The organism is Enterovibrio norvegicus DSM 15893 (genome assembly GCF_900115495.1).
GTDB classification, from domain to species: domain Bacteria; phylum Pseudomonadota; class Gammaproteobacteria; order Enterobacterales; family Vibrionaceae; genus Enterovibrio; species Enterovibrio norvegicus.
In genome coordinates, this window is the sequence record NZ_FOWR01000008.1 from 93108 (window position 1) to 118917 (window position 25810).

22 protein-coding genes are annotated in these 25810 nt (G+C 47.6%); 13 read left to right on the plus strand and 9 right to left on the minus strand.

Annotation, left to right across the window (positions count from 1 at the left end):
- The first annotated feature begins 117 nt into the window (after nucleotides 1-117).
- From trxB to infA, 6 genes are all read left to right on the plus strand, one after another.
- Nucleotides 118-1080, plus strand: coding sequence for a thioredoxin-disulfide reductase (gene trxB, locus BM082_RS06880; RefSeq protein WP_017012820.1), 963 nt, complete (start codon nucleotides 118-120; stop codon nucleotides 1078-1080).
- An 80-nt stretch (nucleotides 1081-1160) separates the two neighbouring features.
- Entirely contained in the window at nucleotides 1161-2930 is a 1770-nt protein-coding gene (gene cydD, locus BM082_RS06885; RefSeq protein WP_074926106.1) for a heme ABC transporter permease/ATP-binding protein CydD, read from the plus strand.
- On the plus strand, nucleotides 2923-4644 hold the full coding sequence (gene cydC / locus BM082_RS06890; RefSeq protein WP_074926111.1) for a heme ABC transporter ATP-binding protein/permease CydC: 1722 nt from the start codon (nucleotides 2923-2925) through the stop codon (nucleotides 4642-4644). Before cydD ends, cydC begins: the two co-directional genes overlap by 8 nt.
- Nucleotides 4645-4746: 102 nt before the next feature.
- Nucleotides 4747-5463 carry a leucyl/phenylalanyl-tRNA--protein transferase gene (gene aat, locus BM082_RS06895; RefSeq protein ID WP_017012818.1) on the plus strand — a complete coding sequence of 239 codons (717 nt, stop codon included), beginning with the start codon at nucleotides 4747-4749 and terminating at the stop codon, nucleotides 5461-5463.
- Nucleotides 5456-6157 carry an arginyltransferase gene (locus tag BM082_RS06900; protein ID WP_074926116.1) on the plus strand — a complete coding sequence of 234 codons (702 nt, stop codon included), beginning with the start codon at nucleotides 5456-5458 and terminating at the stop codon, nucleotides 6155-6157. The genes aat and BM082_RS06900 overlap by 8 nt, the downstream gene beginning before the upstream one ends.
- Before the next feature lie 246 nt (nucleotides 6158-6403).
- A complete protein-coding gene (infA, locus tag BM082_RS06905) occupies nucleotides 6404-6622 on the plus strand; it encodes a translation initiation factor IF-1 (protein ID WP_016961517.1) in 219 nt (72 codons plus the stop codon).
- Between the two features lie 72 nt (nucleotides 6623-6694).
- Here infA and clpA read toward each other — a convergent pair whose 3' ends face one another.
- Nucleotides 6695-8956: an ATP-dependent Clp protease ATP-binding subunit ClpA gene (gene clpA / locus BM082_RS06910; protein WP_017012118.1), complete on the minus strand. Its 2262-nt coding sequence runs from the start codon at nucleotides 8954-8956 to the stop codon at nucleotides 6695-6697.
- 58 nt (nucleotides 8957-9014) lie between these two features.
- A complete protein-coding gene (clpS, locus tag BM082_RS06915; protein ID WP_017012119.1) occupies nucleotides 9015-9335 on the minus strand; it encodes an ATP-dependent Clp protease adapter ClpS in 321 nt (106 codons plus the stop codon).
- Nucleotides 9336-10160: 825 nt separating this feature from the next.
- Here clpS and cspD point away from each other — a divergent pair.
- Together cspD and BM082_RS06925 are read left to right on the plus strand one after the other, a co-directional pair.
- Nucleotides 10161-10382, plus strand: coding sequence for a cold shock domain-containing protein CspD (cspD, locus tag BM082_RS06920; protein WP_017012120.1), 222 nt, complete (start codon nucleotides 10161-10163; stop codon nucleotides 10380-10382).
- Nucleotides 10383-10836: 454 nt separating this feature from the next.
- On the plus strand, nucleotides 10837-12324 hold the full coding sequence (locus BM082_RS06925) for a cytochrome-c peroxidase (protein WP_074926120.1): 1488 nt from the start codon (nucleotides 10837-10839) through the stop codon (nucleotides 12322-12324).
- Nucleotides 12325-12472: 148 nt separating this feature from the next.
- Here the strand turns inward: BM082_RS06925 and icd are convergent, their stop codons facing one another.
- Nucleotides 12473-13723 carry an NADP-dependent isocitrate dehydrogenase gene (icd, locus tag BM082_RS06930; RefSeq protein WP_017012122.1) on the minus strand — a complete coding sequence of 417 codons (1251 nt, stop codon included), beginning with the start codon at nucleotides 13721-13723 and terminating at the stop codon, nucleotides 12473-12475.
- Between the two features lie 224 nt (nucleotides 13724-13947).
- Between icd and BM082_RS06935 the strand changes: the two genes are divergently transcribed.
- From BM082_RS06935 to BM082_RS06955, 5 genes are all read left to right on the plus strand, one after another.
- Complete coding sequence (locus BM082_RS06935; protein WP_017012815.1) at nucleotides 13948-14607, plus strand: pseudouridine synthase; 660 nt, start codon at nucleotides 13948-13950, stop codon at nucleotides 14605-14607.
- Between the two features lie 85 nt (nucleotides 14608-14692).
- Nucleotides 14693-15805 carry a tRNA 2-thiouridine(34) synthase MnmA gene (gene mnmA / locus BM082_RS06940; RefSeq protein WP_017012125.1) on the plus strand — a complete coding sequence of 371 codons (1113 nt, stop codon included), beginning with the start codon at nucleotides 14693-14695 and terminating at the stop codon, nucleotides 15803-15805.
- A gap of 13 nt (nucleotides 15806-15818) precedes the next feature.
- Nucleotides 15819-16439 (plus strand): high frequency lysogenization protein HflD, encoded by a 621-nt coding sequence (gene hflD / locus BM082_RS06945; RefSeq protein WP_017012126.1) that lies wholly within the window; start codon nucleotides 15819-15821, stop codon nucleotides 16437-16439.
- A gap of 21 nt (nucleotides 16440-16460) precedes the next feature.
- On the plus strand, nucleotides 16461-17831 hold the full coding sequence (purB, locus tag BM082_RS06950) for an adenylosuccinate lyase (protein ID WP_017012127.1): 1371 nt from the start codon (nucleotides 16461-16463) through the stop codon (nucleotides 17829-17831).
- 313 nt (nucleotides 17832-18144) lie between these two features.
- Complete coding sequence (locus BM082_RS06955; protein ID WP_017012814.1) at nucleotides 18145-19278, plus strand: ribosomal protein uL16 3-hydroxylase; 1134 nt, start codon at nucleotides 18145-18147, stop codon at nucleotides 19276-19278.
- Between the two features lie 95 nt (nucleotides 19279-19373).
- On the opposite strand, the gene oppF is transcribed toward BM082_RS06955, so the two are convergent.
- The 6 genes from oppF to BM082_RS25055 all read right to left on the minus strand — a co-directional run bounded on the left by oppF (nucleotide 19374) and on the right by BM082_RS25055 (nucleotide 25653).
- A complete protein-coding gene (gene oppF / locus BM082_RS06960; protein WP_017012129.1) occupies nucleotides 19374-20369 on the minus strand; it encodes a murein tripeptide/oligopeptide ABC transporter ATP binding protein OppF in 996 nt (331 codons plus the stop codon).
- Nucleotides 20369-21334: an ABC transporter ATP-binding protein gene (gene oppD, locus BM082_RS06965; protein WP_017012130.1), complete on the minus strand. Its 966-nt coding sequence runs from the start codon at nucleotides 21332-21334 to the stop codon at nucleotides 20369-20371. The genes oppF and oppD overlap by 1 nt, the downstream gene beginning before the upstream one ends.
- Nucleotides 21335-21343: 9 nt before the next feature.
- On the minus strand, nucleotides 21344-22258 hold the full coding sequence (gene oppC, locus BM082_RS06970; protein ID WP_017012813.1) for an oligopeptide ABC transporter permease OppC: 915 nt from the start codon (nucleotides 22256-22258) through the stop codon (nucleotides 21344-21346).
- A gap of 11 nt (nucleotides 22259-22269) precedes the next feature.
- Entirely contained in the window at nucleotides 22270-23190 is a 921-nt protein-coding gene (gene oppB / locus BM082_RS06975) for an oligopeptide ABC transporter permease OppB (protein WP_017012132.1), read from the minus strand.
- A gap of 72 nt (nucleotides 23191-23262) precedes the next feature.
- Nucleotides 23263-24900 (minus strand): ABC transporter substrate-binding protein, encoded by a 1638-nt coding sequence (locus tag BM082_RS06980; RefSeq protein ID WP_074926125.1) that lies wholly within the window; start codon nucleotides 24898-24900, stop codon nucleotides 23263-23265.
- 594 nt (nucleotides 24901-25494) lie between these two features.
- Entirely contained in the window at nucleotides 25495-25653 is a 159-nt protein-coding gene (locus BM082_RS25055; RefSeq protein ID WP_017010074.1) for a hypothetical protein, read from the minus strand.
- Nucleotides 25654-25810: the final 157 nt, after the last annotated feature.

Here is a 25810-nt window from a genome sequence, read left to right on the forward strand (position 1 = left end):
ATAAGTAATAAGTGATAACATTTTTAGATTAAGGGCACCGCACGGTGCCCTTTCTTTAGCTTCTTATTTTCCCTACAATCAGCTTCAATATAAATACAAAATCCACCCGGAGAAATAATGAGCAACGTAAAGCATGCAAGCCTTCTTATCTTAGGTTCTGGTCCTGCTGGTTACACCGCCGCAGTTTATGCTGCGCGGGCAAACCTTAACCCGGTAATGGTAACGGGTATTCAACAGGGCGGTCAGCTAACGACCACGACTGATGTTGAGAACTGGCCGGGTGATGCAGAAGGACTAACAGGCCCTGCATTGATGGATCGCATGAAAGAACATGCAGAGAAGTTCGACACAGAAATCCTGTTCGACCACATCAACGAAACCGACCTGACGCAACGTCCTTTTCGTTTGAAAGGTGATAACGGCGAATACACATGTGATGCATTGATCATTGCTACTGGCGCGTCTGCACAATACTTAGGTATGGAATCAGAAGAAAACTTCAAAGGTCGCGGCGTATCAGCGTGTGCGACATGTGATGGTTTCTTCTACCGCAACCAAAAAGTGGCGGTTATCGGTGGTGGTAACACCGCAGTAGAAGAAGCATTGTACCTTGCAAACATTGCCTCTGAAGTTCACCTTATCCACCGTCGTGACACATTCCGTGCTGAGAAAATTTTGATCAGCCGTCTAATGGACAAAGTAGAGAACGGCAACATCGTTCTGCACACAGATCGTGTTCTTGATGAAGTGCTGGGTGACGACATGGGCGTGACAGGCGTTCGTATTAAAGACACGCAATCTGATGCGACAGAAGAAGTCGACGTAATGGGTCTGTTCGTGGCGATTGGTCACAAACCAAATACTGGCATTTTTGAAGGCCAACTCGACATGCACAATGGTTACATTAAAGTGCAGTCAGGCCTTGAAGGTAACGCGACACAAACCAGCATTGAAGGTGTCTTCGCGGCGGGTGACGTCATGGATCACATCTACCGTCAGGCTATCACGTCTGCGGGCACAGGTTGTATGGCAGCACTTGATGCTGAGCGCTTCCTTGATGCAAAAGAAAAAACCAAGTAAAACACGACTTCTAGGCCTGCTCACTTGCAGGCCTTTGCTTTGCCATACCCGCCTTCCCATACCTATACCAATGAAGTTTTATGGATAAAAAGAAACAGCGCTCTCTCGCCCAATGGCTTAAGGGGCAGAGCAAGCTAGGCAAAACATGGCTCATGACAGCAATCGGCTTGGCATTTTTGTCAGGTTTGTTTTTAGTCGCACAAGCGGCTCTGCTAGCCAATATTCTGCATGAACTTATTATTGAACATACCGACAAAGCCGATCTTTGGCTCTCTTTCGTCGGTCTCGCCGTTATCGTTTGCCTTCGCGCCGTTTGTAGCTGGGGCAAAGAACAAGCCGGCTACCGTGCGGGTGAAGCAGTTCGCTTGCACATCCGTCATCTCATTATGGATAAGTTAGAAACCCTAGGTCCTGCGACAATCCAAGGAAAACCCGCCGGTACGTGGGCAAGTCTAGTGCTTGAACAAGTTGAGGAGATGCAGGATTTCTTTGCTCGCTATCTGCCTCAAATGGCCATTGCCGTTCTTATTCCGTTTGTGATTCTTATCGTCGTGTTCCCGCTTAACTGGGCGGCAGGATTGATCTTCCTTGTTACGGCCCCTCTGGTGCCCTTCTTTATGGCACTGGTCGGCATGGGTGCAGCAGATGCAAACCGCCGTAACTTTAAAGCGTTACAACGCCTGTCTGGGCATTTCTACGATCGCCTTCGCGGCTTATCAACCATCCGTTTATTTGACCAAGCGGAAGCAGAAAGCAAACACCTTCGCGTAGCCTCTGAAGATTTTCGCAAACGCACTATGGAAGTGTTGCGCCTCGCATTCTTGTCGTCCGCGGTGCTTGAATTCTTCACAGCGTTGTCGATTGCGGTGACCGCCGTGTACTTCGGTTTTAGTTACATTGGTGAACTAAACTTCGGCCATTATGGTATCGGCATCACGCTCTTTATTGGTGTGTTTGTCTTGGTGCTTGCTCCTGAGTTCTATCAACCACTGCGGGATCTGGGCACCTATTACCACGCAAAAGCCCAAGCCATTGGTGCGGCAGAATCCATCGTAAACTTCTTAGACTCAACGCCTGAACATCAGTCTTCGGGAGATGCAAAGATTGCGTCTGACGTCATCACGCTTGAAGCAACAGACCTCGAAGTACTGAGCCCCGATGGTGCCGTGCTAGCCGGCCCTCTTAGCTTCTCAATTCAAGCCGGACAAAAAGTGGCTCTCGTTGGACAAAGCGGTGCAGGAAAAACCAGCTTAATCAATGCCCTACTTGGTTTCCTGCCTTACCGGGGCAGTCTTAAAATGAATGATATTGAGCTAAACTCTGCCGATCTTTCACATTGGCGCAAGCAGGTCAGTTGGGTTGGGCAAAACCCACAACTGTTCCACGGGACCATTCGAGACAATATCTGCTTATCATCAACGCTCACCTCAGACGCTGACATGCACACAATGGCGAAAGCCGCCTACGCTGACGAATTTATTTCTAAGCTTGAAAACGGCTACGACCACCATGTAGGCGATCGCGCCGCAGGTCTTTCCGTTGGTCAGGCACAGCGCATCGCCGTTGCACGCGCATTGCTGCAGAACGGCAAATTCTGGGTACTTGATGAACCGACAGCGAGCCTTGACGCTGCTAGCGAAAAATTGGTGATGGCGAGCTTGAGCCAAGCAACAAAAGACGCAACAACCTTGTTGATCACTCATCGCATTGACCAACTGGGAGAGAGCGATCAAATCCTCGTGATGGACAAGGGTAAACTGGTTCAACAAGGCACCTTCGATACGCTCAAAGATGTCGGCGTATTTGCAGAAATGATCCATGCCGTAGACAGGAGTGACTTAGATGCGTGATCTCATTCCTTTTCTAAAACTCTATAAAAAGCATTGGTTCGGCCTGTCTTTGGGCATGTTGTTGTCATTCGCTACCCTCGCCGCCGCAATTGGTTTGCTGACCCTGTCAGGCTGGTTCATTGCTGCGTCGGCTGTTGCAGGTCTTGCTGCAACACAAAACTTCAATTACATGCTTCCTGCCGCAGGTGTTCGTGGTTTCTCCATTGCGCGAACTGCTGGACGTTGGGGTGAGCGCGTGGTGAGTCACAACGCAACATTCAAGTTGCTTGCTGATCTCCGTATTTTCTTCTTTGAGAAACTCACACCGTTGATCCCAGGAAAAGTCGGCAACCTACGTGATGCCGATATCCTCAACCGATTAGTGGCCGATGTTGATGCCATGGACCACGTTTACTTGCGTCTCGTCAGCCCGATGATTGTGGGCGTGTTAGGCATTCTCAGCATCAGTGGTTTTCTGTATTGGTTCGACCCTGCTATCGGTTTAACACTCGGCAGCATACTTTTTGCACTGATGTTTATCTTGCCTGTGGTGTTCTTCGTTCTTGGTCGTCCACACGGCGCTGAAATGACCCAGGCAAAATCGCGTTTGCGTACCTCCTTGCTTGATTGGCTTCAAGGCCATGCCGAGCTGCAGATTTTTGGTGCCGCAGAACGTTACCGCCAACAAGCGCATAGCGATGAGAAGTGTTTGCTCAACGCACAACGCCAAATGGCCGGGATAACAGGCCTCGCGAACGGAGTGCTCTTAGCGGCAAATGGCTTAACACTGGTGCTAATGCTTTGGCTAGCCGCTGATGGGGTCGGAGGGGATTATCCCAACCCAATGGTCGCTATGGTTGCCTTTGCCACCATGGCAAGCTTTGAGTTAATGATGCCTGTCGCGGGTGCCTTCCAGTACCTAAGCCAGACAGTGACATCAGCCAAACGCTTGAATGAAATCATTGAAGCGACACCCGAAACACCGTTTGACCCGTTGGGCTATAACAACACCGCAAAGGGCGACATCACGTTTGAATCGGTGACGTATCGCTATCACGGTGCAGACCAAACCGCCGTTGAAAACGTCTCTCTTCACATCAAAGCCGGTGAGAAAGTCGCGCTGCTTGGGCGAACAGGCTGTGGTAAATCAACCCTACTGCAATTGATTACCCGCGCTTGGGATCCATCTGAAGGTGAAATACGCGTCGATAACGTGCCACTTTCAACGTGGCGAGAATCTGCGCTGCGTTCGTCCGTGGCTGTCGTCAGTCAACGCGTGGATCTTTTTAATGGTGCGTTGCGCAGCAACCTCGCCATGGCAAAGCCTGCGGCTACTGACGAAGAACTGCTCGACGTCATCCATAAAGTAGGCCTATCAGCCTTGCTTGAGGGGCCAGGGCTGAATACCTGGTTGGGAGATGGTGGTCGTCAGCTTTCAGGTGGTGAGCGACGTCGTCTTGGCATTGCGCGTGCGTTGTTGCGTGATGCGCCAATTTTGTTGCTGGATGAACCTACCGAAGGGCTAGACGTGAAAACCGAACAACAGATCTTATCTTTACTGCTTGAACACAGCGAAGGTAAAACCGTGTTGTTCATTACACACAGACTGGTTGGCCTAAAAGACATGGATACCATTTGTCTGATGGACGAAGGTGGCATTATCGAGCAAGGTTCACACTGTGATTTGAAAGCTGCTGGCGGACGTTACACAAGTTTGTTGCAACGTATTCAGTAATGCGTTTCAGATTGTATACTTAAGGGAGCTTCGGCTCCCTTTTTGTTGGCGTCTTCGCCGCTTCTCTGTCTCATTTTTCACCTCGGAACATCGGATCATTGAATGACCATTTATTTACCGCCATTAGATGACAACAAGCCTGAGCATTTTCCGCCCATTTCATCAGCGCTCGATGATCCTGATGGATTACTTGCAATAGGCGGCGATCTTTCTCCTCGTCGATTAGCATCGGCTTACCACCAAGGGATCTTTCCATGGTTTGGCGTCGATGAACCCATTTTGTGGTGGTCTCCCTCTGAACGAGCAGTCATTCACCCAACACGTTTCTCACCTCAGAAAAGCCTGCGAAAATTTGTGCGTAAAAATGGGTATCGCGTATCGATTAATCATCGTTTTGATGACGTCATCCAACATTGCGCCTTGATCCGAGGCGAAGACATGGTGTGGATTACCCCTGAAATGCGCAGCGCCTACAAAGCACTTCATCGTCAAGGTAGTGCCCACAGCGTAGAGGTATGGCAAGGTGATGAACTCGTTGGTGGGCTTTATGGGGTCAGTGTCGGTGCGATGTTTTGTGGTGAGTCGATGTTTTCGCTCAAACCCAATGCCTCTAAAACGGCGCTGTGGTTCTTCTGTGAGCATTTTCGCCGCCATGGCGGTCTATGGGTGGATTGTCAGATGATGACCGAGCATTTAGCGTCTATGGGCGCTCAGGCCATATCACGAGATGCCTTCTTGACTGAATTAGAGGCACTCAAGAAAGTTAAGCTTGATGAATCCGTGTATACACCGCAATGTCTAGGAGTGCAGGATGATTAAACATGCCATTAAACTCGGTGTCATGGCGGCATCACCTTGCAATTACCTGCCCTCAGAGAAAGAATCCATTGCCATTGTGATGGATGATGATGTGCTCTCAAGCGAAGGCTATAACGCTCTCGTGCAAGCGGGTTTTCGACGCAGTGGCAATAACATTTATCGGCCGCATTGTGGTGCTTGCACCGCGTGCCATTCACTGCGCGTGTCGGCGGAGCACTTCCAACCATCCAAGAGCCAGAAAAGACAGCTCAATCAATTGAAACGACTCGACCTTCAACTGAAGGACACACTCGATGACAATTGGTTTGAACTCTATGACCGATATATTTCTGCTCGCCATCGTGATGGCTCTATGTTCCCCGCACGCAAAGACGACTTTCTGTCGTTCGTGCAAAGTGACTGGCTCAGGGTACGTTACCTTCATGTCTATGACCAAAACCAATTAATCGCCATCGCTGTCACAGATGACATTGACGCAGGTTACAGTGCCATTTACAGCTTCTTCGACCCTGACCACTCATGGTCGTTGGGTTCACTTTGTGTGCTCGCCCAATTGACATTGGCAAGCGAAAATCAGAAACCTTGGCTCTATCTTGGCTTCCAAATCGATGCGTGCAGTGCAATGCGCTACAAAGAAAAATTCAAACCTAACCAACGTTACATTGCGGGTGAATGGGTTTCTTTAGAGAAATAACCACATTCCAATCTGAGCCACCCTTTGTGCATCAGATATTATATACGCTTGATTTATCATCATTGATTTCGCCAATACGCCATAAATTCTGGCCTGAATCACGCCAAACTTAGACCTCTGGCGGATTTTTGCTGGTCACTGTGAATACAAAGGGGTAAAATTTCGGCCCTGAACTTTACAGACTCAAACAATCAAGGCATTATCTGCCAGTCAAAAAATGGCTGAGAGATAGCCTAAGAGGATTAAATGGCAAAAGAAGACGTAATTGAACTGCAAGGTACCGTATTGGACACCCTGCCAAACACTATGTTTCGCGTAGAACTTGAGAACGGCCACGTAGTTACTGCTCACATCTCTGGTAAGATGCGTAAGAACTATATCCGCATCCTAACGGGTGACAAAGTTACTGTTGAAATGACACCTTACGATTTGTCGAAAGGTCGCATTATCTTCCGCGCGCGTTAATCCTCACGTCTCGCGAACACAAAAAAAACCCGGCGCATGCGCCGGTTTTTTTGGTTCCTGCTTTTTAATGGATCAAGCAGGTTCCATCTCATCGCTAAAACTAAACGTAAGCGTGTCGTTTTTCAGACCCACTTTCACTGTACCGCCATTCACCAAACAACCGAACAATAGCTCGTTCGCCAAGTTCTTCTTCACATGCTCCTGCATGACACGCGCCATTGGGCGTGCACCCATTGATTTGTCGTACCCTTTCTCTGCCAGCCACAATTTCGCTTTGTCTGTGACTTCAAGAGAAACGCCACGCGCATCCAATTGAGCTTGAAGCTCGACAACAAACTTGTCCACAACTTGAAGAATGACGTCTTTATCCAAGTTGTTAAACCAAATGATGTTATCAAGACGGTTTCGGAACTCAGGTGCAAATACCTTCTTAATCTCAGCCATCGCATCGTGGCTGTGATCTTGTTGGATCAAACCGATCGATTTACGAATGGTTTCCGTTACGCCCGCGTTGGTTGTCATCACGAGGATCACGTTTCTGAAATCAGCCTTACGACCATTGTTGTCCGTCAGTGTCCCGTTATCCATTACCTGAAGAAGCAGGTTGAAGACATCAGGGTGTGCTTTTTCGATTTCATCGAGCAGCACCACACTGTGTGGATGTTTAATCACAGCATCCGTCAGCAAACCACCTTGGTCATAACCCACATAGCCAGGAGGCGCACCAATCAAACGGCTGACGGTATGGCGCTCCATGTACTCTGACATATCGAAGCGTTGCAGCTCGATACCCATCGCACGGGCAAGTTGAACGGTGACCTCGGTTTTACCCACGCCCGTTGGACCTGCAAACAAGAACGAACCTACAGGTTTATTCTCTGCGCCCAAGCCTGCGCGGCTAAGCTTAATCGCCTCACACAATGCACCAATGGCATCGTCTTGTCCGAAGACCAGCATCTTGAGTTTCTGCTCAAGCGACTGAAGCACTTCGCGGTCAGTTGACGACACTGACTTCTCAGGGATACGCGCCATCTTCGCAATCATGGCTTCAATATCACCAACACCAACGGTTTTCTTACGCTTGTTTGCTGGCGCAAGGCGGCAGCGCGCACCGGCTTCATCAATCACATCAATGGCTTTATCTGGTAGATGACGGTCATTAATGTATTTGGCTGAAAGCTCAACCGCAGCTCGGATGGCTTTATTGGTATAGCGAACTTCGTGGTGAGCTTCGTACTTAGGTTTCAACCCCATCAGGATCTTCGTGGTGTCATCAATAGATGGCTCCACAACATCGATTTTTTGGAAGCGACGCGCCAGCGCGCGCTCTTTTTCAAAGATGCTGCTGTATTCCTGATAGGTGGTAGAACCGATACAGCGGAGTTTGCCGCTCGAAAGTAACGGTTTGATTAAGTTAGCGGCGTCTACTTGGCCGCCTGATGCCGCACCTGCACCAATGATGGTATGAATTTCATCAATGAACAGAACCGCATGCTCTTCTTTCTCAAGCTGCTTTAGAATGGTCTTGAAGCGCTTCTCAAAATCACCACGGTATTTGGTTCCCGCAAGAAGCGAACCAATATCGAGAGAGTAAATCACGCAGTTTTGAATGATTTCTGGCACTTGGCCTTCAACGATGCGCCACGCGAGGCCTTCTGCAATCGCTGTTTTACCGACCCCAGCTTCGCCAACCAAAAGTGGGTTGTTCTTACGACGACGACAAAGCACTTGGATTGTACGCTCAAGCTCTTTGTCACGGCCGATAAGTGGGTCAATACCACCAACACGAGCCAGTTGGTTAAGGTTGGTTGCGAAGTTCTCTAAGCGCTCTTCACCACCTTCAACGGCCGCTTCTTCAGAAGAAAGGTCCGCACCCGGCAGTTCTTCATCGCTACTTGCAGATTTGGTTGTACCGTGTGAAATGTAGTTAACGACATCAAGACGGCTAATATCATTTTTCTTAAGCAGGTAAGCCGCGTGGGATTCTTGCTCACTAAAAATGGCCACCAGCACGTTAGCGCCACTTACTTCACTACGACCCGATGATTGGACGTGGAAGACGGCACGTTGAAGTACTCGCTGAAAACTCAGCGTTGGTTGGGTTTCTCGATTGTCATCATCAACAGGAATCAACGGCGTTGTTTGTTCGATGAATGCTTCCAATTCTTTGCGCAAGGCATCAAGATCGGCGCGGCAAGCGAGTAGCGCTTCTCGAGCGGCAACGTTTTCTAACAACGCGAGTAGCAGGTGTTCCACAGTCATAAACTCATGACGTTTCTCACGTGCTCTTGCGAACGCCCCGTTCAGGCTCGCTTCAAGTTCTTTGTTTAGCATAAGGCACCTCCCTCAATAACCACATTCTGGTGTGCCGGAGAAATCCTTTTTCTATCGCTTAGGCTTTCTCCATTGTGCACAGTAGTGGGTGCTGATGTTCTTTTGCATACATCATTACCTGTGCGACTTTCATCTCGGCAACTTCCGAGGAATAAATGCCACAGACAGCCTTTCCTTCATAGTGAACAGCTAGCATCAACTGTGTCGCTTTTTCCAAATCCATGGAAAAGAATCGCTGTAACACCTCCACTACAAACTCCATGGGGGTGTAATCATCATTATTCAATAGCACTTTGTATAATGATGGCGGTTTTACTTTGGTTTCTTCCGCTTCTTTAACGTCAGAATCCGGAACTATCCATTCGTACATTTTGCTCATAACTGCTTACAATCTTTAAGGTAGCTCAAGTGTTCCTTACAAAACAATTATTTATCTAGGTGTTTTGTATATTGGGATATCATACACAAGAAACGCTACCGATACTTAAAACGTAATTCACAGATTGTATTCCAGCAACCGTGACAATGCTATGTTGAGCGATCTTTACGATGCAGAAATAGTGCCATAGTTCACCAATCCTTCCTCGCCATTTCAATCTCAAATCACTTTGTCAATCAATCAGACCGTCAAAACACCCTGCGTATTACAGACAGAACCCACAATGTAAGAATATCCATACACTTGTTTGGATTACCACAACCATCATCTTACTTTCACTTTGTTGAACAGCACAAAAACTTAATTCTCTTCGTTAATATTCATTCATTAACTATTCACCAATCAAATACCTTGGAATACGTGTATTAATACACTGACAAGCGTAAAAAAAAAACGGCTTCTCAAACCTTAATTATCATGATGTTACAATTGGAGCCTTGATAACAGGGATTAACAGCTTTGAAGCTATTTTTTAAGAACCCTTAAAATCAACTTAACACATCCGACCTTTGATATTGATTCGACTGACTTATTTATGAAACAAAATGACACATAATGGTACATACATCATCCTTCGCGAACATCTTCAGTTATTTTTATTAAAATGTTGTTATATGGCTTCTAAGGGGCTTGACTGCCTAAATCTTTCTACTAGAGTGTGAATTGAAGTAAAAACATACAGCATCAATTACCAATGAGTAACGTGATTGCAGATGTTGGTTTTACTCATAGTTATGCAATTTGAATGCAAGAGGGATGTTTCGCATGGCAAGTGGTACAGTTAAATGGTTTAACAACGCTAAAGGGTTTGGCTTCATATGCCCTGATGAAGGTGATGGCGATATTTTTGCTCATTACTCTACGATTCAAATGGATGGTTACCGGACATTGAAAGCCGGACAGACCGTGAATTATGAAGTGCTGGAAGGTCCTAAGGGTTACCATGCTAGCCAGATTGTTCCAATAGAAAGCGAAGCCTTAAAATAATTAGTGTTGTTACAAATCTTTTTGCTGCCGTAAGGTCGAAGTTTGAAAGAGCGAACATTTTGTTCGCTCTTTTGTTTTATACGCTCCAGCCCAGATTCTAAAAGGCGTCCAGCCTCCTCAACCCCACAAAAAAACATCCTGGATTATCAATACTGAGAACGTGCACCCTCACGTAAAAGTCTAATTTCACCTTAGGGCGAGACCAATTTTTCATACACATCGCTCAGACAAACGCTCAAGCAGTTTGAAGATGCAGGATTCCGTGAGATTTACAACGATACGCAAAGGCTCTCTTTCAGACAGTGCTCTCATCACTCAGCACTATTCGCCAAAAGCACACCGCTCTCATCGTTCGTAATCGCTACCGAAGCAAGGCCATCTCATTGTTTGGGCATATACCCGAGCCTTTTCATAGTGTTCGGGACTACATATCTGTTAGACAAAGGGCTATTCGATGAAAATATCCGACTTATGGTTGGCGGGATTTCTATTCCTTTTTTCCATCCCAACCAACGCCAGTACCCTCAATTTCACGTCCGATGCCGAGCTGGATGCAGCGCTCCGACAACGAATTTCTCAACTGAGCCTCACAGGAGACCCGCTATCGCCGCGCTCACTCCCCTCCATCAACACCACCAAAGCACAACTCGGGAAACTGCTGTTTTTCAGTAAAATCCAAAGCGGTAATTTCGACACGGCATGCGTGTCTTGCCATCATCCCATGTTAGGCGGCGCCGATGCGCTCTCGATCGCCATAGGCGTTGATACCCTCAACCCTAACTTGCTCGGTCCAGGTCGCGAACACCGATCAACCGCGCCTTTCTACGATGGCGGCCCCACAATGCCCCGAAATGTCCCAACCAGTTTCAACCTTGGCTTTTGGGATAAGCATATTTTTCACGATGGGCGGGTGGAAGCCTTGTTGCCGCTTCCCTTCCAACATGGTGCCATTGGCGGCATAAGTACGCCGGATTCAGGCAAAGACTTGCCAGATCCCGATGCCGGCAACAACCTCAGCACCGCACAAGCTGCCTTCCCACAAATCACGCTTGAAGAGATGCGAGGGTTTACCTTTGCAGAAGGGTTATCAAATCAAGAAACACGGGAGCGGGTTGCGGCGAGAATGCGGGGAGAACTTGAGCCTTTGGCATTGAATCAATGGCCAGCGCTTTTTCGTGAAACGTTTAACCTTCCCGACGTCCCACTCAACGAAGTGATCACGCCTGCTGCCATCCGAGAAGTGCTGGCGGCATACATGCGCTCTCAGGTCTTTGTCGATAACCCATGGTTTGATTACGTTCAGGGCAACACCCTCGCGCTCACGCCACAGGAAAAACGCGGTGCTTTTAAATTTCTTTCTCGTGAAAATGTCGGCGGGTTTAATTGTCAAAACTGCCACAGCGGCAATCTGATGACGGATGAAGGCTTTCATAACCTCGCCATGCCACAGCTAGGACGAGGTAAAGGTGATAGCTATACACGTACAAATGATTTTGGACGTTACCGAGAGACCTACCGTTTTAACGATTTATTCGCCTTCAGGACGCCGTCACTGCTCAATGTAGAGATCACTGGCCCCTATGGTCATGCAGGTGCATATAGCACCTTAGAGGACACCATACGCCATCATATGAACCCTACGGTAGCCATAGCACGTTATCAATATGACGGCACACAGCCTTCTGTTCAGCAAAGTGATATGCAAAACAATTCGCAAGAAGCAATAAACATCTTGTTTGTTCAGCAAATTGTTGGTGTCAGTAAACTCAACAATCACGCTTACAATGAGGAAGATATTCAAGACTTGGCCGCTTTTCTTCGCACCTTGAGCGATCCATGTGTGAAAGATCGCCAGTGTATGGCGCCATGGCTCGTCGATAACGACATCGACCCTGATGGCTTGCGCATTGAAGCCGTCGATATCAACTTGCAACCGCTCTAAACTAAACAACGCTGTTGACGTCGAACTGACGGTTTTACTCTGGCCAAAAAGTGTTTAATTGGGCTGGATAACTGCGTCAGGACAGCGAAACCCTAGGCATAAAAAAGCCCGGCGATTGCCGGGCTTAGAAACAAGTGAATCCTATGGATTACATTTGTTGAATCATGTCTTCTGCAAACTCAGAACACTTACGTAGCGTTGCGCCGTCCATGAGACGTTCGAAATCGTAGGTTACTGTCTTGTTAGCGATCGCTTTTTCCATAGAAGAAATGATCAGGTCTGCTGCTTCAGTCCAACCTAGGTGACGAAGCATCATTTCTGCAGAAAGGATCAGTGAACCAGGGTTAACCTTGTCCTGACCTGCATACTTAGGTGCAGTACCGTGCGTTGCTTCAAACAGTGCAATGCCGTCACCGATGTTTGCACCCGGTGCGATACCGATACCACCAACCTGTGCCGCAAGTGCATCAGACACATAGTCACCGTTAAGGTTCATGGTGGCAATCACATCGTACTCAGCAGGACGAAGAAGGATTTGCTGAAGGAATGCATCAGCAATGACATCTTTGATGATGATTTCTTTGCCCGTGTTCGGGTTTTTCAACGTCATCCATGGACCACCGTCCAACAACTCAGCACCGAACTCTTCTTTTGCTACTTCATAGCCCCAATCTTTGAAGGCACCTTCGGTGAACTTCATGATGTTGCCTTTGTGAACCAGTGTCATTGAGTCACGATCGTTGTCGATAGTGTACTGGATTGCCGCGCGAACAAGACGCTTAGTACCTTGCTCAGAAACAGGCTTGATACCGATACCACATTCCTCGTCGAAACGGATTTTGGTTGCGCCCATTTCTTCTTTTAGGAATTTGATGATTTTGTCTGCTTCAGCAGTGCCTGCTTTGAATTCAACACCTGCGTAGATATCTTCTGAGTTTTCACGGTAGATAACCATGTCAGTCAGTTCAGGTTGTTTTAGCGGGCTTGGAACCCCCTCAAAATAACGAACAGGGCGAGCACAGATATACAGGTCAAGCTCTTGACGAAGGGCTACGTTCAAAGAACGGATACCGCCGCCTACTGGCGTCGTTAGAGGACCTTTAATTGCTACTTTGTAATCACGGATAAAATCGAGGGTTTCAGTAGGTAACCACTCATCTTCGCCGTAGATCTGGGTTGATTTCTCACCGGTATAGATTTCCATCCAGGAGATCTTACGGTCACCGCCGTAAGCCTTTTCAACCGCAGCATCAACAACTTTGATCATCGCAGGGCTAACATCAACGCCAATACCGTCACCTTCAATGTAAGGAATGACAGGGTTATTAGGAACGACCAGCTTGCCGTTTTCTACTGCAATTTTCTGACCATCAGCTGGCACGACTACTTTACTTTCCATTTAATTCTCCTAGCGTCCATTTGTTATCTTTTGCTCACCAAACAGAGCAATTTTCTGGCACACCGGAAACGTCCATTTGTTCCAAATTGGTGCAACAGGTAATTGTTCTGTTTGGTATAACATGCGGGCAAAAGAATACTGTAAATCATGCAACACGCCAATCACATTATTCCATGTATAATACGGAGGTCTCATTTGTTACCTGACCTGATTGACAGTATTTAATGACGTTTAAAACCACCCCAAAAAGAAGCGCAAAAACATCCGCTTCAATGCAAAATTCTCGACGCACTTCACGCTTGCGTTCCAATAAACCTGCGCGCCCGAAAGGTCCGACGAAAATCATCCTTTTCAACAAGCCGTTCAACACCTTGACGCAGTTCACAGGTGAACTGGGAGATTCGACGTTAGCCGACTTTATTCCTGTGAAGGATGTCTATGCCGCCGGTCGCCTCGACAAAGACAGCGAAGGGCTTTTAGTGCTGACCAATGACGGCATTCTTCAAGCACGATTAACGCAGCCAAAGTCTAAATCACCAAAAACCTACTGGGTACAAGTTGAAGGTATCCCAAGTGAGGATTCTCTCAACCGCCTGCGCGACGGTGTCGAGTTAAACGATGGGTGGACATTGCCAGCAAGCATCGAACTCATGCAAGAACCGACCATTTGGGATCGCAATCCGCCGATCCGCCACCGCCCTTCCATCCCCACAAGTTGGATCGCAATTACCTTGGAAGAGGGCCGTAACCGCCAAGTACGCAGAATGACAGCAGCCGTTGGCCACCCTACTCTGCGCCTGATTCGTCATCGGATGGGAGAATGGACGGTCGACGATATGCAGCCGGGCGAATGGAAAGAGGTTTCTCTTCCTCAAAAACAATGAAAATGTGATTGAGTTCTCATCTGTAACAGCGCAAAGGTTTCTGGTAAACTCTGCCACCGATTTAATTGGAGCTTGAAATTTCGTCATGTCAGATAACAGCAGCAAAAAAGTTATCGTCGGTATGTCCGGCGGCGTCGATTCCTCAGTATCAGCTTATCTACTGAAGCAGCAAGGCTATCAGGTAGAAGGCCTTTTCATGAAAAACTGGGAAGAAGACGATAACGACGAGTACTGTTCGGCAGCGGAAGATCTGGCCGATGCACAGGCCGTCTGCGACAAGCTTGGTATTGAGATGCACACCATTAACTTTGCAGCTGAATACTGGGACAACGTCTTTGAACACTTTCTTAAAGAGTACAAAGCGGGTCGTACGCCTAATCCAGACATTCTTTGTAACAAAGAAATCAAGTTTAAAGCTTTCTTAGAATTTGCTGATGAAGTGCTTGAAGCTGACTACATCGCCATGGGTCACTATGTACGTCGTACTTTCCCAACTCAGGAAGGCGAAAAAGCGCAAATGCTGCGCGGCGTGGATAACAACAAAGACCAAAGCTACTTCTTGTACACCCTGAGCCACGAGCAAGTTGCCCGCAGCCTGTTTCCTGTGGGTGAGTTAGAAAAACCAGAAGTGCGCCGTATCGCAGAAGAACAAGACCTGATCACCGCGAAGAAGAAAGATTCGACCGGCATTTGCTTCATCGGTGAACGTAAATTCACTGATTTCTTGTCAAAATACCTGCCAGCACAACCAGGTGTGATTGAAACCACCGAAGGTGACGCTATTGGCGAACACCAAGGCTTGATGTACCACACACTGGGTCAACGTAAAGGCCTACACATCGGTGGTCAAAAAGGCGGTGGCGGCCTAGAAGCTGCTTGGTATGTGGTTGATAAAGATGTTGAACGCAATGTGTTGATTGTTGCTCAAGGCCATGATCACCCACGTCTATTCTCAAAAGGTTTGATCGCCGCTCAACTTCATTGGGTTGATCGCGCAACAATGACAGAACCATTGAAGTGCACCGTAAAAACGCGATACCGCCAAACAGACATATCATGTACCATCGAGCCAATTGATGGAGACCAGATCAAAGTCATCTTTGATGAACCGCAAGCCGCGGTTACCCCTGGTCAATCAGCCGTATTTTATTCCGGTGATGTGTGTCTAGGCGGCGGCATCATCGAAGCGCGTATTTAAGGAGCAATCGTCAGTGGCTAATACTTTGTTTGATCGTACCATCGCTTTCGCGAGTATCTGTCAATCTGTCAAACTTGTTCAAGAGGTCGCTCGCACAGGCACCTGTGATCGCGATACGCTCAGCGCAAGCTTAAACAGTATTATCGTCACCAACCCTGCTTCGACGATTGAGGTTTTCGGCAAAGAAGAAAACCTTAATCTTGGTTTGACTACCCTCATTAACGAGTTAGACAACAGCCCTGGTGGCAGTGAACTCACTCGTTATCTGATCAATATTCTGGCTTTGGAACGTAAGCTAGCAGGCCGTCGCGACAGCCTCGCACAGCTTGGTGATCGCTTAGACACCATCCAACGTCAGGTTCAACACTTTGACCTGCTTGATGAACAAATGGTAAGCAACCTTGCCAGTGTTTACTTGGATACTATTAGCCCGCTGGGGCCAAGGATCCAAGTGACAGGCACACCAGCACAGCTTCAAATAACTGGCGTACAACATAAAGTACGTGCGTTATTGCTTTCGGGTATCCGAAGCGCCGTGCTTTGGCGTCAGGTTGGCGGCAAACGCCGTCATCTTATCTTTGGTCGCAAACAAATGATCGAGCAGGCCAAAATCATCTTAGCCCGAAATTCGTAATTTTAATTCAGGAGAGAGACCATGGAACTGTCAGCACTGACAGCTGTTTCACCGGTGGATGGCCGTTACGGAACGAAAACGATTGCGTTGCGTTCAATCTTCAGTGAGTTTGGCTTATTGAAGTACCGCACGATCGTTGAAGTTCGTTGGTTGCAAAAACTGGCAGCAACAGATGCTATCAAGGAAGTACCTGCGTTCAGCGCAGAAGCAAACGCGCTTTTAGACCAAATCGCAGCTGAGTTTAGCGAAGCTGATGCACAACGCATCAAAGACATCGAGCGCACCACCAACCACGACGTTAAAGCGGTTGAGTATTTCCTGAAAGAAAAAGTCGCTGGCAATGCCGAGCTGAACGCTGTTAATGAGTTCATCCACTTTGCATGTACTTCAGAAGACATCAACAACACCTCACACGCATTGATGCTTAAAGAAGCACGTGATGAAGTGATCCTGCCAGAAATTCGCAACGTTATTGATGCGATCAAAGCACTGGCTGTTGAATATCGTGAAGTGCCTCTTCTGTCTCGTACACACGGTCAACCAGCGTCTCCTTCTACCATGGGTAAAGAGATGGCTAACGTTGCATACCGCATGGAACGTCAGTACAAGCAAATCAAAAACGTTGAAATCCTAGCGAAAATCAACGGTGCTGTAGGTAACTACAACGCACACATCTCTGCTTACCCTGAAGTGGATTGGCACGGTTTCAGCGAAGAATTCATCACTGAATCGCTTGGTGTAACGTGGAACCCTTACACAACGCAAATCGAACCGCATGATTACATTGCTGAGTTGTTCGATGCGATTGCGCGTTTCAACACCATCTTGATCGACTTCGATCGTGATGTATGGGGTTACATCGCACTGGGTCACTTCAAGCAAAAAACCATTGCTGGCGAAATCGGTTCTTCAACCATGCCGCACAAAGTGAACCCAATCGACTTCGAAAACTCTGAAGGTAACTTGGGCCTAGCAAACGCAGTGTTTGGCCACTTGGCGCAAAAACTGCCAATCTCTCGCTGGCAGCGCGACCTGACTGACTCAACGGTGCTTCGTAACCTTGGCGTTGGCGTAGGTTACGCAATCATTGCATACACCTCGACCCTAAAAGGCATCAGCAAGCTGGAAGTGAACCAAGCAGCGCTTGAAGCTGAACTCGACAGAAACTGGGAAGTATTGGCAGAGCCAGTACAAACCGTGATGCGTCGCTACGGTATCGAGAAACCCTACGAGAAGCTGAAAGAGCTAACGCGCGGCAAGCGTGTTGATGGCGAAGGCATGCGTGCATTCATCGATGGTCTGGACCTGCCAGAAGACGAGAAAGTACGTCTGAAGCAAATGACCCCAGCAAACTACATCGGTGACGCAATCAAGCTGACCGATCAGCTGTAAGCGATTGTTCTTTCTGCCACTTCGTGCAGAATGATTGAAGCCCGGTTCTGCCGGGCTTTTTATTTCTTTCGCGTCTCTGCATATTCACCATGCTTGGGTATGTACCCAATCAAGCTGAAGATGCTCGATTTCAGAGGGCCTCCCTTCGGGCGAGTTTACTGACGCCATGCTCGGTGTTATCTCTTTTTGATGGAGATCACCACATCGGCAAAGGGACGCCTAGATCATAACGTCAGTAAACCTCGCTGAATCCTGCATCTTCAGGTTGTTTGGGTATATACTTGAGCCCATTCTTAGAAAACTGCACCCCCTTATGTATCAATTAAATTTCGACCTAAACAGCTTCCTTTCTACGCATTGGCATAGAAAGCCAACCATCATTCGCAATGGCTTCGTTGAATTTGATGATCCAATCACGCCAGATGAATTGGCGGGATTGGCGATGGAAGAAGAAATTGATTCTCGCTTCGTCACGAACCTGGATGGCAACTGGCAAGCCCAGCATGGCCCTTTCGAAAATTTCGACGACTTCCCTGACACCCACTCTCAACTGGTTATTCAAGCGGCAAACCACTGGCACCCAGGGTTACGCGAATTGGCAGAACCCTTCCGTGTTCTACCAAATTGGTTGTTTGATGATGTGATGATCTGCCTATCTATGCCAAATGGCGGCGTAGGCCCACATATCGACCAATACGATGTGTTTATCATTCAAGGGATGGGTAAACGTCGTTGGCGCGTGGGTGACAAAGGCGATTACAAAGACGCTAACCACCACACGGGCTTGCGTCAAATTGAAGGCTTTGATCCGATCATTGATGAAGTACTCGAGCCGGGCGATATTTTGTATATCCCACCAGGTTTCCCGCATGAAGGGAACACCATCGATGTGTCGATGAGCTACTCTATTGGTTACCGTTCTCCGAAGAAGCTAGAACTACTGAGCGGCTTTGCAGACTACGTGCTGACGAATGAGTTGGGTGACATTCACTACTACGATCCCAACCTGCAAACCCGTGAAGAACACGGTATGATCCCAACCGCTGAGTTTGACGCGCTGAACAACATGCTGATGAAGTTGTTGAACGATCCGAAAGCGAAATCACGCTGGATGGGCGAGCAACTAAGCCAGTCACGCCATGAGTTAGACATCATGCCAGCAGAGCCGCCATGGGCAGCGGATGAGCTTTTCCAATTCATGGAAGAAAACTTGGTACTGGAGAAAGTCTCTGGCCTAAAAGCGCTTTACCACGAAGACGACCTGTCGGTGATTTTCCTGAACGGTGAATCGATCGAACTGCCTGAAGGTTGTGAAGCTGCGGCGCGTGTGTTGTGTGACCAAGAAGCCTTTACCGGTGAAGATTTAGGCCCGATTGCCAACAACCCTGCATTGCTTGCATTGTTGCTTGAACTTTGCAACCAAGGTTATTGGTATCCGCAGGCTTAACAGACTGTATTGAGTGACATACTCGAATGGTATAAACAGCAAAAAGCCTTCCAGATGGAAGGCTTTTTTGTTTTCCTAGCGTGGAAAAATGACGCTTACAAGGTCACTTGAAGACACGACACTGAGTGGTGATCTGTCCCTTCCAATGCAGGCTTTCTTTGCGCACACGCGTCATTCGCTTGCGGACAACGTGTTCGGAAAACACAACCTGACGGCGGATTCATCGGAGAGGGCAATTCACCTTCTAGCAGTTGAATCTCTTTGTTTCGTTCTTTGTCAGGGTCAGGAATCGGCACCGCCGACATCAACGCTTTAGTGTATGGGTGTTGAGGGTTATCAAACAGCGCTTTGCTCTCAGCAAGCTCTACCGAGTTACCCAAATACATCACAAGTACACGATCAGAAATGTGCTTCACCACCGAAAGGTCGTGTGCAATAAAGATAAGGCTCAAGCCCATCTCTTTTTGCAGTTCTTTCAGAAGGTTTACCACCTGCGCTTGGATAGACACATCCAATGCCGACACTGGCTCATCACAAATCACCAGCTTTGGCTTTAAAATCAAAGCACGGGCAATACCGATGCGCTGACACTGACCGCCTGAAAATTCATGCGGGTAGCGGTTTATCACGTTAGGCAATAAACCGACGCGTGTCATCATGGCTTGAACTTGGGCTTTTACCTCGTCTTTAGACAACTCAGGGTAGAAGGTTTTCAGCGGCTCAGCAATGATGTCCCCAACGGTCATTCGTGGGTTCAACGACGCCAACGGATCCTGAAATATCATCTGGATTTCTTTGCGTTTCTCACGCATTTCGTTGCCATGCAGCTTGGTTAAGTCTTTGCCTAGCCAAACCACTTGCCCGTCAGTGGCTTCTACAAGCCCAATGACTGCGCGCGCAAAGGTGGATTTACCACAACCCGACTCGCCCACAACGCCGAGCGTTTCCCCTTCATAAAGGCGAATATTGACGCCATCAACCGCTTTCAACACCGCAGGTTTCGCCCAAGGCCACATTGATTTGGAAGCGATATTGAAATGCACTTTCAGGTCTTCAATATCCAATAAGAGTTTTTTGTCCATCACGCCCATTACCACGCCTCCTGATCAGAAAAACACGCACGAAGGCGGCCATCACCAAACGGTGTCAGAATCGGAGATTCTTGCTTACAGTGATCATTCACACGGTGACAACGATCTTGATACGGACAGCCCGGTGGCAGTTTCAGTAAGTTCGGTGGATTCCCTGGAATGGTTGGCAACACCTCACCTTCCGTGTCCAAACGTGGAATCGCCTTCAACAATCCCTCAGTGTAAGGGTGGCTTGGCGTGTAGAAAATTTCGTTTACACTGCCGTACTCCATCGTTCGGCCAGCATACATCACCAACACTTTGTCACACGAGCCGGCAACAACGCCCAAGTCATGGGTAATCATGATAATGGCGGTATTGAACTCAGATTTCAGCTCGTTCAATAGCTGCATGATTTGTGCTTGTATCGTGACATCTAATGCGGTGGTGGGTTCATCCGCGATCAACAGTTTTGGTCGACACAACAGTGCCATCGCAATCATGACTCGCTGGCGCATACCGCCTGAGAACTCATGAGGATACATATGAATGCGTTTTCGCGCTTCCGGGATTTTCACCGCTTCAAGCATACGAATGGATTCTTCAAATGCCTCCGTTTTCCCCATTCCCTTGTGCAACATAAGCACTTCGGTTAACTGGTCACTGACTTTCATGTAAGGGTTCAATGACGTCATTGGGTCTTGGAAAATCATCGCGATCTGCTCAGCGCGGATCTTATTCAGTTCCTTCTCAGGCAAATTCAGAATCTCATTGCCTTCGAACTTGGCACTGCCTTTAACAATGCCGTTTTTCGCCAATAGACCCATGATGGAAAACACGGTTTGGCTCTTACCTGAACCAGACTCACCAACAATACCCAGCGTTTCGCCGCGATCGAGGGAGAAGTTCAAGTCATTCACTGCGGTGACAAACCCATCTTGAGTTTTAAATTCCACGCGCAGATCTTTTACATCTAATAGGCTCATACTTCCTCCTTATCGATCCTTCGGATCCAGCGCGTCACGCAAACCATCACCCACGTAGTTGAAGCACAACAAGGTGGTGACCATGAACAATGTTGGGAAAATGAGCTGCCAAATGGCCAACTCCATGGTTTGCGACCCTTCTTGCAGCAATGCACCCCAACTTGTCATCGGCTCTTGCACACCCAAGCCAAGGAAGCTCAGAAAAGACTCAATCAAGATCATGCTTGGAATCAGCAGCGTTGAGTAAACCGCAACAATACCCAGCACGTTTGGCACGATATGTCGGAGAATGATGTTTCGCGTGCTCACGCCACTGACGTGTGCCGCTTCGATAAATTCTTTATTACGTAAACTCAAGGTTTGACCACGCACAATCCTCGCCATGTCTAGCCAAGCAATGGCACCGATGGCAACGAAAATTAGAACAATGTTTCGGCCAAAGAAGGTGACTAATACGATCACCAAGAACATGAAAGGAATGGCGTTCAGAATTTCCAGAATACGCATCATCACACGGTCAGTGCGGCCACCGATATAGCCCGACGTCGCACCATAAACGGTACCAATAATGACGGCCACGAAAGCCCCCATCAAACCCACCATCAGTGATATCTGGCCACCCACAAGGGTACGAACATAGATGTCACGGCCAAGTGCATCAGTACCAAAAATGTGTCCGTCAGCGCCCAGCGAAGGCGCTGCATGCATGGCATACCAATCCGTATCATCAAAAGCATAGGTGGCAAACAATGGCCCTACGATCACCCAGAGGGTAATGACCGCAAGAATAAACAAGCTCGTCATTGCCGCTTTGTTTCGCATAAAGCGCAGGCGAGCGTCTTGCCAAAGGCTTCGGCCCTCGACTTCCAGCTGAGCAGAGAAGTTATCGATCGCTTCGTTATTTTGTTCTTTGTTCAATAGCATATTTCAAAACCTCAATAACGAATCTTCGGATCTAGCCACGCTAACAAGATGTCGACGATGGCATTGAAGATGATGAACAACGCACCAATCAGGATGGTAATGCCCATCACCAACGAGTAGTCGCGGTTGAAAGCGGCATTCACAAACAATTTACCGATGCCTGGCAGACCAAAGATAGTTTCGATAACCACTGAGCCCGTGATGATGCCGACAAATGCAGGCCCCATATAAGAAACAACCGGTAACATTGCAGGGCGCAGCGCATGCTTCATGATGATGTAAGGCATGCTTAACCCTTTCGCTTTCGCGGTGCGGATAAAGTTACTGTTCAAGGTTTCAATCATGCTTCCGCGGGTAATACGCGCAAACGTCGCGATGTACAGAAATGACATGCCTAACACGGGCAAGATGATGTATTCAATAGCGCCGCCGTTCCATCCACCGGCAGGTAACCAACCCAGACCAATCGAGAAGATGTAGATAAGAACGGGAGCCAACACAAAGGAAGGCAGCACGACCCCGAGCATGGAGGTCGACATCACCACATAGTCCACCCAACTGTTTTGCCGCAACGCTGCAAACGTTCCGATGGCAACGCCTGCCACCACTGTAAGCAAAAAAGCATAGAAACCCACTTTGGCAGACACAGGCAGCGCAGAGACGACGAGCTCATTAACGGTGTAATCTTTGTATTTAAAGGAAGGCCCAAAGTCGCCTTGAAGAATGTTTCCTAAATACGTGGTGTATTGCTCATGCAAAGGCTTGTCTAGGCCATATTTTGCATTGATGTTTTGCATGACTTCCGGCGGCAGTGTTTTTTCTGAAGAGAATGGGTTACCGGGTGCAAAACGCATGAGGAAAAAAGAGATGGTGATCAATACCAGCAAGGTCGGTATTGCTTCCAAAGTTCGCGTAAAAATCAATCTAAACATAAAGCATCTCACTATGCTCAAAAAAACATGCGCCCGCAGTTGGGCTACAGGCGCATGGAGAACAGCCCTCTATTATTCTGCGATAATGTACATATCTTTCGAGTAGATATTGTCCTGAGGGTTTTGATCTGGGTAGCCACCTACTGCCGTGCTCACCAAGCGTGGTTGAACATACTGGTAGATAGGGGCAATCGGCATATCCTGCGCCAATTGCGCTTCGGCAATTGCATAGAACTTGTTGCGTTCTTCTTCGGTTTTCGCCACTTTCACCGCGTCATTCATCGCTTTGTCAAAGACAGCGCTCGAGTACTTCTGATCGTTCGAACCATTTTCCGTCATTGCAATGGCAAGGAAGGTAGAGGCTTCGTTGTAATCCGCACACCAACCTGCACGACGTACATCAAAGTCGCCTTGCTTGCTGCTGTCTAGGTAGGTTTTCCACTCTTGGTTTTCGAGGTTTACGCTAACGAAGTTACCCAGCGATTTTTTCCACATGGATTGTGCTGCAACAGCAATTTTCTTATGGTTTTCACTGGTGTTGTACAGCAGCGTGAAATCAAGTGGCTTACCTGGACCAAAACCTGCTTCTGACAACAATTCTTTCGCTTTCGCGATACGCTCTTTTTGCGTCATTGTCGCGTACTCAGGTTTCTCAGGGTTAAACCCTGTAATACCGCTGTGTGTCAACGCGTATGCAGGCTTCTGCCCTTGTCCTAGGATGGCATTCGCAACGATGTCGCGATCAATGGTGTAAGACAGTGCTTTACGAACACGAACGTCATCAAATGGCGCACGTTGTGTATTGAAACCGTAGTAGTAGGTACACAGGTTTGGCGAAACGACGATATTGTCCGGGTATTGCTTGGCAAGGCGACGGTATTGTTCGTTTGGCACTTCATAAGTGATATCGATTTCACCAGAAAGGAAGCGGTTCATTTCCGCATTCTGGTTTTCGATCGGCAGGAAGGTCACTTTGTCGATAACGGTATCTGCGTTATCCCAATAGTTTTCGTTACGCTCTAGAACGATTTTTTCGTTCACCACCCAATCGCTCATCACAAACGCGCCGTTACCGACGAAGTTACCCGGTTTCGTCCAGCTATCGCCAAACTTATCAAGGGTCGCTTTGTGCACTGGGTACATGGTGGTGTGCGCCATCATCTTCACGAAGTATGGCAATGGGACATCTGTTTCAAGCACCAGTGTGTGGTCATCAATCGCTTTCACACCCAGTTCACTCGAAGGCTTTTTGCCAGATGTCACGTCTTTCGCATTCTTCATCTTGGTGTATTCAATATACCAAGCATATGGCGATGCCGTTGCCGGATCAGCTGCACGTTTGAAACTGTATTCGAAATCTTGCGCAGTGACAGGATCACCGTTTGACCATTTCGCGTCTTTGCGAATTTTAAAGGTAAAGGTTTGGTTATCTTCTGTTGACCAAGATTCAGCGGTACCCGGAATGGTATTCCCCAAAGCATCTTGAATCACAAGACCTTCCATCAGGTCACGAAGAACGTGAGACTCCGGCACACCTTCCACTTTATGAGGGTCAAGTGAAGCGACTTCGGTACCGTTACCGCGAACGAGCTCTTGTTGAGGAGCCAATTTCACATCAGCAGGCACATCTGCTGATGCGGTGAATGACGTGGCGGTGACTGCCATACCTGCGCCCAACAGCAGCGCCTGAGTGATTTTGTTCTTATACATGCAGATACTCCAATCTATCCTTAAGTTGCATCCATGACACTCTCTGTCAGCGTGATAAAAATGGCCGATATGAAGCAAATGAGCCGATCCTAATTCGCACACTGTACGGAGAATTGTTTGAAACATTACCAAGCATCAAATTAATTTGCTACATAATAAACAATAAAAGTCACATAAACCCAACACAAGACGAAATATTAGCATATAACTCCAATCCTGCCTCAACAAGTGAACATAAACTTCAACCGAACACATATTCGAAGAGAAAAATCGTACAAAAAACCTAATCGGCGCATTAATTAAGCATTAAAAACTGCAATTCAATGAATAATTTACAACAAAAATCGTTAACAACTCAATATCAGGAAGATAATAAAACTGTCTAATAAATCATTTTTTACGCATAGTTATTAAGGGGATTTAGCGTAGAACACGCATTTAAAGGAGGGATATTGATTTTTTACTCAATTAATTAATACCGCGCGCACTAACAATAAATACACACAACTCGTAACATTTCATTCTGCGCATAAAAAGAAAAGCCAGTGATTAACTGGCTCTTTATGAATGTCATTCCGGAATGTGACGACAGAACTATTTTTGCTGATCCTGAAGTTCGAGCGCATTGTCGTCTGATTTGCTCTGACTCTTCCCTTCTACGAGCGAGTCATCTTTTTGATGCTTCATCTCTTCCGGCAAGATGTCATCCATCATTTGCTTCATACGTTTGTTACTAATGCGTTTGTGTCCCATAGCGATCCTCCTGATTGTAATGTCCTCTCAGGCACAAATACTGCTAGTGCTTATTAAGCGTAGCAAAGCCTAGGATCATGATTGATCCACATTTGACACATTGAGAGGTCGACCACAACAACGCCACCCCCCTCCAATCCGTAAGTTTTTAATAACT